The sequence below is a fragment of the Streptomyces sp. NPDC059142 genome (assembly GCF_042755665.1).
In the GTDB taxonomy this organism is placed as follows: Bacteria; Actinomycetota; Actinomycetes; order Streptomycetales; family Streptomycetaceae; genus Streptomyces.
Genome location: NZ_JBHZDA010000094.1, coordinates 1 through 12,399 on the forward strand (window position 1 = coordinate 1; position 12,399 = coordinate 12,399).

Below are 12,399 nucleotides of genomic sequence, written 5' to 3' on the forward strand. Positions count from 1 at the left end.
ATCTGGTTCAGGCGCCGTCGGCAACAGGCCGGGGCATGACCGTGGTGAGGCCGAGATCCACCGGGAAGGGGTCCGGGACCTTCATCGAGTGCTCGAAGACCTGTACCGGCGCGTCCCCGTCTCCGTCGTGCTCCACGCCGACGGTTCGGGACCCTGACCCGGGCGGACTTCTGTGGTTCCGACTCGCGATCCCGCGACCTCGTACACGGAAAAGGGTCCGGGACTCACGGAAACGAGCTTCCGTCGATGACGAACGGGTGATCGGATCGCGTGGCGTTGACAGGGGCGTGGCTCACGCGGCGGTGATGCGGCCCCTCACCTCGCCCAGGCCGACCTTCGTGCCGTCCGGGCCCGGGGCCCAGGCGGTCAGGGTGACCTCGTCGCCGTCCTCCAGGAAGGTGCGTTTGCCGTCGGGCAGTTCGACCGGCTCCGTACCGTTCCACGTCAGCTCCAGCAGGCAGCCGCGCTGCTCGCGCGCGGGGCCGCTGACCGTGCCGGACGCGAAGACGTCCCCGGTGCGCAGGGAGGCGCCGTTGACCGTGAGATGGGCGAGCTGCTGGGCCGCGGTCCAGTACATCGTGGAGAACGGCGGCTCGGAGATCACCTCGCCGTTGAGCGCCACCGAGATCCGCAGGTCGAAACCGCCGGGCTCCTCGTCCTCCGCGTCGTCCAGATAGGGGAGGACGGGGACCGCACGGGCCGGGGGCGCCACCCGGGCCGCGTCCAGGGCCTCCAGCGGGGTCACCCACGCCGCGACCGACGTGGCGAAGGACTTGCCGAGGAACGGACCCAGCGGCACGTACTCCCACGCCTGGATGTCCCGCGCCGACCAGTCGTTGAGCAGCGACAGCCCGAAGACATGGTCCCGGAAGGACGCCAGATCCACCGGGGTGCCCTGCCGGGACGGCGTGCCGATGACGAAGGCGACCTCCGCCTCGATGTCCAGCTTGGTGGAGGGGCCGAAGACCGGCGCCGGGTCGGCGGGCGCCTTGCGCTGGCCCGCCGGGCGCGCCACCTCCGTACCGGAGACGACGATCGTGCCGGCCCGGCCGTGGTAACCGATCGGGAGGTGCTTCCAGTTGGGGGTCAGCGCCTCGGCGTCGGGGCGGAAGATCCGGCCCACGTTCGTGGCGTGGTACTCGCTGGCGTAGAAGTCGACGTAGTCCGCGATCTCGTACGGCAGGTGCAGCGTGACCGCGTCCAGCGGATGCAGCAGGGGCTCTATGTCGGCGCGGTGCGCCGGGACCGTGACCCAGGCGGTGAGCGCCCGGCGGACATCGCGCCAGGCCGTGCGCCCCGCCGCCATCAGCGGGTTGAGACTGGGCCTGGCCAGCAGCGCCGCGTACGGGGAGCCCAGCGCCAGCGCCGCCGCCCCCGCGTCGAGCACATGGTCGCCGATGCGCACCCCCACCCGCCGTCGGTCGGGCTCGTCGGCGGTCGAGAAGACTCCGTACGGCAGATTGTGCGGGCCGAAGGGGTCGCCCTCGGCGGTTTCGAGCGGGCTCTGCTCGGGCATCGGTGCTGCCTCGCTTTCCGGATCGATACGGGACACGTTACGTCGGTGTTGCCCACCGGAGGCGGTAATAAAAGGCCCGCAGGGATGGAAAGACCGAGGTGGGCGCGGGGATGGGGGTGCGAGCGCACCCGGGAGCGGGGGCGGCCGGGCCCGTCGTACCGGGATCAGCCCGCCGTACGGGGGATTCGTTTCTCCCATGTCCGGTGGTGGACGATCTCCTCGCCGACGCGGCAGATCACCTCGTCGGTGGCGATGAAGTCGGCCGCGTCGCACCGGATCTCGGAGCGCGTCTCGACCCGGGTGTCCCAGGCCAGATCGGGCCGGTGCAGCCGGATCGCCCACCGGGAGAGCGTCCGCGCCGACAGCGGGTCGCGCTCCTGGACGGTGTACGTCTCCCGGGCGTCCTCGGAGAACTCCAGCCCGTCCGGGTAGAAGCGCGAGCCGCCGTAGCGCGGGTCGACCTCCAGCCGCCAGACGCCTTGGGCGACATCCCGTACCACCAGCCGTTCCGGGCGCTCCTCGTCGAGTGTCGCGGGGAAGGAGACGCCCAGCGGCTCGGCCTGCTCCGGCGGTTCGAAGGAGATGGTGTCCGCGTCGGCCCCTTCGGGTGTACGGACGGGGAGTTCGAGCGAGCTGCCCGCCGGGTCGAGGGTGAACCCCGCCGACCCGGCCTGCGGCCAGATCCACGGCCAGTACGCGGAGGAGACGGCGAGCCGGACGCGGTGGCCGGGCGGGAAGGCGTGGCCGATGCCGTTCAGCTCGAAGGTGATGTCCTCGGTCGCGCCCTCGGGCCACGGGTCGATCCGGTCGCGGCCGTGCCGGGCCGAGAGGTTGAGGACACCGCGTGTGACCAGTGTGGAGGAGCCGTCCGGCGCGACGTCGCACAGCCGGGCGATCACCTGGCCGGCCGGGGCGTCCGACCGGATGCGCAGCCGGACGCGCGGACGCCCCAGGATCTCGATGCCGCCCGCGCTCCCGGCGGCCGGTGCCTGTCCGGCCGGATCGTCCTCCGTCGCCGGGCCGTCGTCCGTCGCCGGGCCGTCCTCCGCCACCGGGATGTCCTCAGTCACCGGAACGTCGTCCGTCGCCGGGATGTCGTCCCGCCCCACCCGGAAGTCGAAACAGGCCGATCGGGCGTCCTCCTCGCGCTGGTCGGGCGGCAGATCCGCGTCGTTCCCGAACGGGAAGAAGCGGCCCGCGTCCACCCCGGTGTGCTGTGGCGAGTCGACGACAACCGGGTCCCCCTGGAAGGCGTACGGCGTCGGTGTGACGTTCGGGGAGGGCCACGCCCGGTCGCCGACCCAGCGGCCCGGCAGTTCGGGGTAGACCGTCGCGGGCGGGTGCGAGCCGCTGATCCAGGAGCGCAGCAGCGGCTCGCCCATCACCCCGGTGTCCCGCCCCTTGAGGTGCTGGTCCCACCAGCGCAGCGTCTCCTGGAGGAAGCCGATGGCCGGTCCCGGCGGCAGCCCCCGGTCGGGGTACTGGTGCGACCAGGGGCCGATCAGCCCCCGTACCCGCCCGGGATCGAGGTGTTCGACCAGCCGCAGCACGGTGTCCCGGTACGGGTCGTGCCAGCCGCCCACGGCCAGGACGGCGGCCCGGATCGCGCCGTACCCCTCGCTGACGCTGCCGTGCTTCCAGTAGGCGTCGCGGGTCTGGTGGTCCAGCCAGGTGTGCAGGAACGGTTCGACGGCGTCGAGCCGCCGCAGCCACATCTCCCGCCACGCGCTCCCCACGTACGCCGGGTCGGGCGGCCGGCAGACGAAGGCGAGCATGGTCGCCGCCCAGGCGTGCATGTCGACGGCGAGGACCGAACCGCCCATGTAGTGGACGTCGTTGTCGTACCGGTCGTCGGAGGAGCAGACGGTGACGATCGCCTTCAGCGGTTCGGGGGCGAGGGCGGCGAGCTGGAGCGCGTTGAAGCCGCCCCAGGAGATGCCGAACATGCCGACCTTCCCGGTGCACCAGGGCTGTGCGGCGAGCCACTCGATCACCTCGACGCCGTCGGCCAGCTCGGTCGCGTCGTACTCGTCGCCCGGCAGCCCCTCGCTGTTGCCGTGGCCGCGCACGTCGACGCGTACGGAGGCGTAGCCGTGGCCCGCGTACCAGGGGTGGCGCTGGTGGTCGCGCGGCGCCGTCCAGTCGGTGAGCCGGTACGGGAGGTATTCGAGCAGCGCGGGGACGGGCTCGTCGGTGACGGGGCGCCAGACGCGGGCGTACAGGAGGGTGCCGTCGGCGAGGGGGATCCGTACGTCCTCGTGGGTGGTCCCGTACGGGAAGTCGGTGCGGACGGCGGGGGTGCGGACGGTGGCGGGGGCGGTGGGGGACATGCCGGTCACCTCGCTGAGGGGAGTGGGGAACAGGGGAGCGGGAAGCGGGGCGGGGGCGCGGGGCTCATCAGTGGACGGGGTACATGGTGCGGCGCAGCCAGGGCGCCGCGGCGATCACGGCGAGGCCCGCCACGACCGCGACGGCCCCGTTGACGCCGAAGTACGCGGACTGCGAGACCTGCCCGTAGAACTTCACGGTCTGGGCCTGGATGCCGTTGGCGAGCGCCAGGGAGAGGAACCAGAGGGCCATGGTCTGGCCGGAGAAGGCCCGCGGCGCGAGCTTGGTGGAGGCGGAGAGGCCGGAGGTCTCCACGAGGATGTCGCCGAGGCCGAGCAGCAGGTACGAGGCGACGATCCACCACGCGGCCATCCGGTAGTCGGCGTTCGCGTGGCCGGACGTCGGCAGGACCATCAGGAGGAAGGACAGCCCGCCGAGGACCACCCCGATGGCGATCTTGTTGGAGGCGTGCGGCTGGCGCGGGCCCATCCGTACCCAGACCGCGGCGACGACCGGCGCGAGGGCGACCTCGAAGGCGCCGAGCGCGGAGGCGTACCAGCCCGCGGGGAAGTGGAATCCGAGGATCGAGGTGTCGGCGTTGGTCGAGGCGAGCAGGATCATCGTCGAGTACGCCTGGAAGAGGATGAAGTTGAAGAACACCGACGCGAGGAAGAGCACCACGTAGGGGCGGAGCCGTCCGCGCTCCTCGGCCGTCACGCGCGGGCTGCGGAACATCACCACGAAGTAGACGACGGGCGCGATCACGGAGAGCACGGTGAGGATGTCGGCGAAGCGTCCGATGGTGAGCCATCCGGCGAGTGCGAGGGCCACGGCCACGACCGCCGTGACCGCCGCGCCCGCGATCATCAGCCGGACGGCACGGCGCAGGGCGGCGGGTGCGAGCGCGAACTCGGCGGCGTGTTTGCGCCCGGCGAGATGGCGTCTGCCCGCCACGTACTGGATCAGCCCGAGGGTCATCCCGACGGCCGCGGCGGAGAACGCCCAGTGCCAGCTCACATGATCGCCGAGCCACCCCGTGACCAGCGGTCCGAGAAAGGCGCCGATGTTGATGGCCATGTAGTAGAGGGCGAAACCGGCGTCCCTGCGCTCGTCCTCCGTACGGTAGAGCTTGCCGACCATGGCGGAGACGTTCGGCTTGAGCAGCCCCGTACCTGCGCTGATCAGACCGAGCCCCACCCAGGTCATGGCGGCGGTGGGGACGGCCATGGCGTAGTGGCCGACGGCGATCAGGACGCCGCCCCACAGGACGCCGCGGTAGGAGCCGAGGACGCGGTCGGCGAGCCAGCCGCCGGCCACCGAGAGCAGGTAGACGAGGGTCCCGTACGCCGCGGAGACGGAGGCGGCGGTGCCGGGTGCCATGCCGAGACCGCCGTCCTGGACGGTGGCGACGAAGTACAGGACGAGGATGGCCTGCATGCCGAGGAACGAGAAGCGCTCCCAGACCTCCAGGCCCGAGAGGGTCGCCAGTCCCCGGGGGTGGCCGAGGAAGGCGCGGTCGTCACCGGGTGGGGGTTGCCCGTCGTTCACTTCGGGGTCGGTCGTCGTTCCGGACAAAAGGGCTGCTCCTGGTCGAAAGGTCGATCCCGAACATACCGGCGGAGCCGGGAAGGCGCCCATGGTGATCGAAACGCGACCGGATACGCTGACTTGAGTGATGGCAGCGACACATCGGCAATCCGTGTGATCGTCAGCAGACAGGAGTACCTCTCGTGACCGTCGTCGGGCCGTTCGGGCTGAGCGTGCGGGACCAGGCTCTTGAGGCCGATGTCCAGACCGGATTGGCGGCTGTCGAGGCGGGTCTCCTCGATGCCACCAAGAGCGAGGTGCCCTTCATCACGGAGGCCGCGCAGCACCTCGTGCGGGCGGGCGGCAAACGATTCCGGCCACTGTTGGTCATGCTCGCGTCACAATTCGGCGACCCGTACGCGCCCGGGGTGGTCCCGGCCGCCGTCGTCGTCGAGTTGACGCATCTGGCGACGCTCTACCACGACGACGTCATGGACGAGGCCGAGGTACGCCGCGGGGTGGAGAGCGCCAACGCCCGCTGGGACAACTCGGTCGCCGTCCTCACGGGTGATTTCCTCTTCGCCCGCGCCTCGCACATCCTGGCGGATCTGGGCCCCGAGGCCGTCCGCGTCCAGGCGGAGGCGTTCGAGCGGCTGGTGACGGGCCAGATCCTGGAGACCGCCGGCCCGCGCGGCGGCATCGACCCCGTCAGCCACTACCTCGACGTCATCAGCGGCAAGACGGGTTCGCTGATCACGGTCGCCGGGCGCTTCGGCGCGATGATGTCCGGCGCCGACGAGGCGGTCGTCGACATCCTCACCCAGTACGGGGAACGGCTCGGCGTCGCCTTCCAGCTCGCCGACGACGTCCTCGACATCGCCAGCGACTCCCACGAGTCCGGCAAGACGCCCGGCACCGACCTGCGCGAGGGCATCCCGACCCTGCCGGTCCTGCTGCTGCGCGCCCAGGCGGAGCAGTACGGCAGGCCGGACGACCTGGCCCTGGTCGAGCTGCTGGACGGCGATCTCGCGGACGACGGGCGGCTCGCCGAGGCCCTGCGGCTGCTCCGCGCGCATCCGGCGCTGGAGCAGGCGCGACGGGACACCGTGCGGTACGCGGAGGAGGCGCGGGCGACGCTGGCGCCGCTGCCGGAGTGCTACGCGAAGTCGGCGCTGGTGGAGCTGTGCGACGCGGTGGTCCACCGCGCGGGCTGACCGCCCCCGGTCCCGCGCGCCCGCCCTCCCCGTTCGTACCCCGCTCGCCCTCCCCGCTCGCCCTCCCTGTTCGCCCCCCCGCTCGCCTCACCCGCCCGGCGCAGGCGTCCCCCGTTCGGCGTGCCGTCCCCTACGGGTCCGCGGACCCATCTCATCCGTATGTCATCCCAGAGCAGTACGACAAGTTGCGCCCGGGGTCTGACGCTTCCGCACCCCCGTTTTGGTCAGATGGACAACACCACTCCTGACCAATTCGGGTGAGAATGGCGGCGGGGGGTGGACAAGTGCAACGGACGGAAGGCCGCCGACCACGGAGGTAGGGCACACATGGCACCGAACGACAGCGCACCGGCGACCGAGGACAGGGAGCCCGGCGCCGTCCGCCGCAAGGCGGCACGCTACGCGCTCCCCGTCGCGGTGGCGGGGGTGGCCGCGGCGACCATCGGACTCGTCCCGGCGCTCGCCGCGACCGGTGACCCGGAACTGCCGAAGATCAGCGCACAGCAGCTCATCGAGAAGATCGCCGCGTCGGACACCGAGCAGCTCTCCGGCACGGTCAAGATCAGCACGGATCTGGGGATCCCCGGGCTGGACAAACTGGGCGACCTGGCGGGCTCGTTCGCCCCGGAGGCCCAGGGCAAGGGCGCGGACGGCGCGCAGTCGGCGGACCCCGGCACCCGGCTGACGGAGCTGGCCGCCGGCACGCACACCCTGCGGGTGGCGACGGACGGCCCCGACAAGCAGCGGCTCTCGGTCCTCGACGACACCTCCGAGTACAGCCTGATCCACAACGGCGACGAGGTCTGGGCGTACGACAGCGGCTCCGGCACGGCCTACCACGCGACCGCTCCGAAGGGCGCGAAGGGCGGGAAGGACGCCGGCGGCTCCGCGGCCGAGGACCGGGGCGCCGTCACCCCCAAGGACCTCGCCGAGCAGGCGCTGAAGGCCGCGGGCGACACCACCTCCGTGACCGTCGGCGGTACGTCGAAGGTGGCCGGGCGCGACGCGTACCGGCTGGTGATCAAGCCCAAGCAGAGCGGTTCCACGGTCGGCTCCATCACGGTCGCGGTGGACGCCAAGACGGGCACGCCCCTCAAGTTCACGCTGGCGCCCAGCAGCGGCGGCAAGGCCGTGGTCGACGTCGGCTTCACGAAGGTCGACTTCGCCAAGCCCGCCGCGGGCACCTTCGACTTCACGCCCCCCAAGGGCACGAAGGTGACGGAGGCGGACGACGCGGACCTGGCGGCGGGAGCGCACGGACCGGACAAGGCGGGCAAGGAGCTGCCGCTGGGCCCCGGCGCGCTCGGTGAGCTGGGCGCGCTCGGCGGTGCGAAGGGCGACACCAAGGTCATCGGGAAGGGCTGGAGCACGGTGTACGTGCTCACGTCACCCGAGGGCGTCAACGCCGCGGCGAAGCCGGAGAACGTCCCGGCCGAGGCTCAGGGGTTCCTGGACGCGCTCGGCGACAAGGTCACCGGGAAGTTCGGCTCGGGGACGGTCTTCCAGACCCGTATCGTCAACGCGCTGATGACCGACGACGGAACGGTCTACGTCGGCGCCGTCACCAAGGACGCGCTGGTCAAGGCGGCCGACCAGGCCAAGTGACGCCGTGAAGGACCGCCCCGCCGCGAGAACCGCGCGGCGGGGCGGAACGCCGACCGGGCCCGGTCCGTTCTCGGAAGGGCGCCACGGACGGACGCCCCGGGACACGGCGGCTCCTGCCGGGGGCGCCACGGCCGGGGAGAAGGGGGGGGGAGCGCGATGACACCGGCACCACCTGTACCGGCATCACCTGCACCGGGACCATCCGTACCGGCACCCGCGACGGTCATCGAGACGCGCGGCCTGACCAAGCGGTACGGCGGCGGTCAGCTCGCCGTCGACCACCTCGACCTGACGGTGCCCGCGGGCAGCGTCTTCGGCTTCCTCGGGCCCAACGGCTCCGGCAAGACCACCACCATCCGGATGCTGATGGGCCTGATCGAGCCCACCGCCGGCTCGGCCACCCTCCTCGGCCACCGCATGCCGCGCGCCGCCCGCACCGTACTGCCGAGGGTCGGGGCGCTGATCGAGGGGCCCGCGCTGTACGGGCATCTGAGCGGCCGGGACAATCTCGTACGGTACGACTCCGCCGACCCCACGGCCGACCCCAGGACCCGCGCCGCCCGGGTGACCGGGGCGCTGGAGCGGGTCGGGCTGACGGCGGCGGCCGGCAAGAAGGCGAAGGCGTACTCCCTGGGGATGAAACAGCGGCTCGGGCTGGCCTCCGCGCTGCTGCGCCCGCGCGCCCTGCTGGTGCTGGACGAGCCGACGAACGGGCTCGACCCGCAGGGCATGCGGGAGATCAGGACGCTGGTGCGGGAGCTGGCCGCGGACGGCACGACGGTCTTCCTCTCCTCGCACCTCCTCGACGAGATCGAACAGGTATGCAGTCATGTCGCCGTGATGAACCAGGGGAAGCTGATCACGCAGGGCACGGTCGCCGAGCTGGCGGCCGGCACCCGGGGCAGACTCGCCGTCACGACCCCGGACCCGGGCGAGGCGGCCCGGGTGCTGAAGGAGCACGGGGTCACGGACGTGACGGTGGCGGGCGACCGGGTCACCGGAGAGCTGCCGGCCGGCCAGGACGAGCCGGCCGACCCCGCCGATCTCAACGCGGCACTGGTGGGCGCGGGGGTACGGGTACGCGCCTTCGGCCAGGAACGCGCCTCGCTGGAGGACGCCTTCGTGGCGCTGACGGGGGAGGGGTTCGATGTCGCGGGCTGACGCGGGGGCGGAGACGCGGGCGGACACGGACACGGGTATGGACACGGATACGGGTACGGACACGGACACGGGTACGGAGGTCCGACGGGCCCCCGGGCAGGAGCGGCCCGCCGCCGGGGTCCGGGCGGCGCACCCGCTGTGGACGCTCGGGCTGCTCCGCTCCGAGCTGACGGTCACCTTCCGCCGCTGGCGGACCCTCGCCCTGCTGGGCGTGCTCGCCGCCGTCCCCGTCCTCATCGGCATCGCGGTGAAGATCGAGACGGGCGACGGCGGGGGCGGCGGCCACGGTCCCGCCTTCATCGGGCAGGTCACCAACAACGGGCTGTTCCTGGTCTTCGCCGCGCTCGCCGCGACGCTGCCCGTCTTCCTGCCGATGGCGGTCGGCGTCATGGCCGGCGACGCGATCGCGGGCGAGGCCGGCGGCGGGACGCTGCGCTATCTGCTGGTCGCCCCGGCGGGCCGTACCCGGCTGCTGCTGGTCAAGTACGCCTCCACCCTGGCGTTCTGCCTGGTCGCGACGGTGGTCGTGGCCGCGTCCGCGCTCGCCGTCGGGGCGCTGCTCTTTCCGCTCGGGGATGTCACCACGATCTCAGGCGTCCGGATCTCCTTCGGCGAGGGCTTGGTGCGGGCGCTGCTGATCGCCCTGGTCGTGGCCGCCTCGCTGATCGGGTTCGCGGCGCTCGGGCTCTTCATATCGACCCTGACCGACAGTGGGATCGCGGCGATGGCGGCGACGGTCGGGCTGCTGATCACGGCGCAGATCCTGGACGCGATCCCGCAGCTCCACGCCGTACAGCCGTATCTCTTCTCGCACCACTGGCTGTCCTTCGCCGATCTGCTCCGCCAGCCCGTCCTTTGGGACGGCATCGCCGAGAACCTGGGGCTCCAGGCGCTGTACGCGGCGGTGTTCGGCTCGGCGGCGTGGGCGCGCCTGACGACGCGGGACATCACGACCTGAGTGAGGGACGCCGGACGGCGAAGCCCCTCCCGTACACACCGGTGGCGTGCGGGAGGGGCATGACGCACGGGGGAGTCCGGCAGGGGGTTACGCGGCGCCGGAGAGCGTCCAGATCGCGTAGGCGATGGCGTCGCTGTTGCGGTCGAGCGCCGTGTCGTTGATGTTCGACAGGCTGTCGCACGAGCGGTGGTAGCAGGTGTCGAAGGCGCGCCCCGAGGTGCCGCCCCACTTCTGCGCCTGCGCGGCGGTCTTGATGTAGTCGGCGCCGCTGAAGAGCCCGCCGACCGGGATGCCCACGTTCTTGAACGGGGCGTGGTCGGAGCGTCCGTCGCCCTCGGTCTCGATCTCCGTGGCGATGCCGAGGCCCGCGTAGTAGTTCTTGAAGGTCTGCTCGATCGTCGGGTCGTCGTCGTACACGAAGTAGCCCGGGTTCGGACTGCCGATCATGTCGAAGTTCAGATAGCCGCTGATCTTGGCGCGCTCGGCGGTCGGCAGGTTGTTCACGTAGTACCGCGACCCGACGAGTCCCAGCTCCTCCGCGCCCCACCAGGCGAACCGGAGGTGCTTGGTCGGCTTGAGCTGGGCGCGGGAGACGGCGAGCGCGGTCTCCAGGATGGCGGCCGAGCCGGAGCCGTTGTCGTTGATCCCGGCGCCCGCGGTGACGGAGTCGAGGTGCGACCCGGCCATGACGATCTGGTTCGCGTTGCCGCCGGGCCAGTCGGCGATCAGGTTGTAGCCGGTGGCGCCGCCGGACGTGAACTGCTGCACGGAGGTGGTGAACCCGGCGGCATCCAGCTTGCCCTTCACGTAGTTCAGCGAGGCGAGGTATCCGGCGCGGCCGTGGGCGCGGTTGCCGCCGTTGGCGGCGGCGATCGACGAGAGCTGGGTGAGGTGCGCCTTGACGTTGGCGAGCGGGATGTCGGGCGCGGCCAGCACGGCGGCGGGTGCGGAGGCACCGGCCGGGGCCTGCGCCGACTGGGCGGGGGCGGCGGCGCCGAGGAGCCCGACGAGAGCGAGCCCGGTGGCCGCGGCGGTCGCGGCGGCGGTGGCTCTGCGGCCGAGGGGGCGGCCCGGTATGAGGCCGGGTATGGAGCTGGTGGTGCGGCGCGTGCCAGGAACGGAGAGCTTCATGTGGGGGCTCCGGATTCCGAACGGGGACGGGACGGAACGTGCGGGACGCCTCACGACGACAGTGACGTGAGGCGTGGAAGCTGCGGCTGCGAGCCGGGTGTGCGGGAGCTGGTGGTGCGCCGTGCGTGCTGAATGGTGGGGGAGAGCCTGACTCGCCGTCAAGAGCGAAGACCGGTCAGGAGTGTTCGCTGAACGGACGGGCCCGCGGGACCTGCCCAGGAAGCCGTGCGGGCCCCGTGACGGCGGGCGGGGGACGACGGATCACGGCGTCGGTCCGGCCTCCGGTTCCGCGGTGCGCGCGGCGCGGCCGTAGCGGGCGGCGAGTTGCGCGAAGGCGGCGGCCAGTGGGGGCGGGCCGATGACGTCGACATCGGTGTCGAAGCGGCCGAGGGCGGCGGCGAGCCCGGTCCACGACCAGGAGCCCAGGGTGAGCCGGCAGCGGTCGGGGCCGAGCTCCTCGACGATGCCGTCCCGGGCGAAGGGCGCGACATCGGCGGCCGGGAGGTGGAGGACGACATCGCCCCGGCAGGGCCAGTCGGTGGTGGTGCCGTCGGTGCCGCGGAACCGGCCGGTGACGAAGGTGGAGACGCTGCCACCGGGCAGCTCGCGCGGGGTGAAGCGGGGGCCGGTGGGCGTGCGGGGCCGGACGCGGTCGACGCGGAAGGTGCGCCAGTCCTCCCGGTCGAGGTCCCAGGCCACGAGGTACCAGTGATGGCGCCAGGTGACCAGGTGGTGGGGGTGCACGCGGCGGGGCGCCCCGGCCGGGGTGCGTGAGGCGCCCCGGCCCGGGGTGTAGTCGAAGCGCAGCTCCTCGCGGGCGTGGATGACGCGGCTCAGCTCCATCAGCACCTCGCCGTCGATCCGGCCGGGGGGGGGGGGCGGGGGGGGCGCGCGCCGGGGGGCCGGCCCGCCGCCCGCGCCCGGGGGCGGGGGCGCGGGGGCCGGCCGCGCCCGGGCGC

Annotated in this window: 10 protein-coding genes; 4 read left to right on the forward strand and 6 right to left on the reverse strand. The window is 72.6% G+C overall.

Annotated elements, in window-relative coordinates; genetic code table 11:
• Positions 1 to 7: 7 nt before the first annotated feature.
• The 4 genes from ACFXPK_RS26665 to ACFXPK_RS26680 form a co-directional block, all read right to left on the reverse strand.
• Positions 8 to 136 carry a hypothetical protein gene (locus ACFXPK_RS26665; protein WP_385079323.1) on the reverse strand — a complete coding sequence of 43 codons (129 nt, stop codon included), beginning with the start codon at positions 134 to 136 and terminating at the stop codon, positions 8 to 10.
• Positions 137 to 292: 156 nt separating this feature from the next.
• The gene (gene fahA / locus ACFXPK_RS26670) at positions 293 to 1,516 is read right to left on the reverse strand and encodes a fumarylacetoacetase (RefSeq protein WP_385007818.1); all 1,224 of its coding nucleotides are present in this window, start codon (positions 1,514 to 1,516) and stop codon (positions 293 to 295) included.
• Positions 1,517 to 1,680: 164 nt separating this feature from the next.
• Positions 1,681 to 3,846: a CocE/NonD family hydrolase gene (locus tag ACFXPK_RS26675; RefSeq protein ID WP_385079326.1), complete on the reverse strand. Its 2,166-nt coding sequence runs from the start codon at positions 3,844 to 3,846 to the stop codon at positions 1,681 to 1,683.
• A 67-nt stretch (positions 3,847 to 3,913) separates the two neighbouring features.
• Positions 3,914 to 5,419 (reverse strand): peptide MFS transporter, encoded by a 1,506-nt coding sequence (locus tag ACFXPK_RS26680; RefSeq protein ID WP_385079329.1) that lies wholly within the window; start codon positions 5,417 to 5,419, stop codon positions 3,914 to 3,916.
• A gap of 155 nt (positions 5,420 to 5,574) precedes the next feature.
• Between ACFXPK_RS26680 and ACFXPK_RS26685 the strand changes: the two genes are divergently transcribed.
• The 4 genes from ACFXPK_RS26685 (at position 5,575) to ACFXPK_RS26700 (ending at position 10,309) form a co-directional block, all read left to right on the forward strand.
• Positions 5,575 to 6,585 carry a polyprenyl synthetase family protein gene (locus tag ACFXPK_RS26685; protein ID WP_385079332.1) on the forward strand — a complete coding sequence of 337 codons (1,011 nt, stop codon included), beginning with the start codon at positions 5,575 to 5,577 and terminating at the stop codon, positions 6,583 to 6,585.
• A 327-nt stretch (positions 6,586 to 6,912) separates the two neighbouring features.
• Positions 6,913 to 8,190, forward strand: coding sequence for an outer membrane lipoprotein carrier protein LolA (locus tag ACFXPK_RS26690; RefSeq protein WP_384997984.1), 1,278 nt, complete (start codon positions 6,913 to 6,915; stop codon positions 8,188 to 8,190).
• Between the two features lie 156 nt (positions 8,191 to 8,346).
• Entirely contained in the window at positions 8,347 to 9,351 is a 1,005-nt protein-coding gene (locus ACFXPK_RS26695) for an ATP-binding cassette domain-containing protein (RefSeq protein WP_385079335.1), read from the forward strand.
• Positions 9,338 to 10,309, forward strand: a complete 972-nt coding sequence (locus tag ACFXPK_RS26700) for an ABC transporter permease (RefSeq protein WP_385079338.1) — start codon at positions 9,338 to 9,340, stop codon at positions 10,307 to 10,309. Before ACFXPK_RS26695 ends, ACFXPK_RS26700 begins: the two co-directional genes overlap by 14 nt.
• Before the next feature lie 87 nt (positions 10,310 to 10,396).
• Here the strand turns inward: ACFXPK_RS26700 and ACFXPK_RS26705 are convergent, their stop codons facing one another.
• Together ACFXPK_RS26705 and ACFXPK_RS26710 are read right to left on the reverse strand one after the other, a co-directional pair.
• The gene (locus tag ACFXPK_RS26705) at positions 10,397 to 11,440 is read right to left on the reverse strand and encodes a M28 family metallopeptidase (protein ID WP_384997975.1); all 1,044 of its coding nucleotides are present in this window, start codon (positions 11,438 to 11,440) and stop codon (positions 10,397 to 10,399) included.
• A 261-nt stretch (positions 11,441 to 11,701) separates the two neighbouring features.
• Positions 11,702 to 12,399 (reverse strand): helix-turn-helix transcriptional regulator (locus tag ACFXPK_RS26710; RefSeq protein ID WP_385079341.1); only part of this gene is annotated, 698 nt, incomplete at its 5' end.

Coding starts and splice junctions, on each gene's coding strand:
- ACFXPK_RS26705 (WP_384997975.1), bottom strand. CDS start 11,440: ATGAAGCTCTCCGTTCCTGGCACGCGCCGCACCACCAGCTCCATACCC.
- ACFXPK_RS26675 (WP_385079326.1), bottom strand. CDS start 3,846: ATGTCCCCCACCGCCCCCGCCACCGTCCGCACCCCCGCCGTCCGCACC.
- ACFXPK_RS26695 (WP_385079335.1), top strand. CDS start 8,347: ATGACACCGGCACCACCTGTACCGGCATCACCTGCACCGGGACCATCC.
- ACFXPK_RS26690 (WP_384997984.1), top strand. CDS start 6,913: ATGGCACCGAACGACAGCGCACCGGCGACCGAGGACAGGGAGCCCGGC.
- ACFXPK_RS26700 (WP_385079338.1), top strand. CDS start 9,338: ATGTCGCGGGCTGACGCGGGGGCGGAGACGCGGGCGGACACGGACACG.
- fahA (WP_385007818.1), bottom strand. CDS start 1,516: ATGCCCGAGCAGAGCCCGCTCGAAACCGCCGAGGGCGACCCCTTCGGC.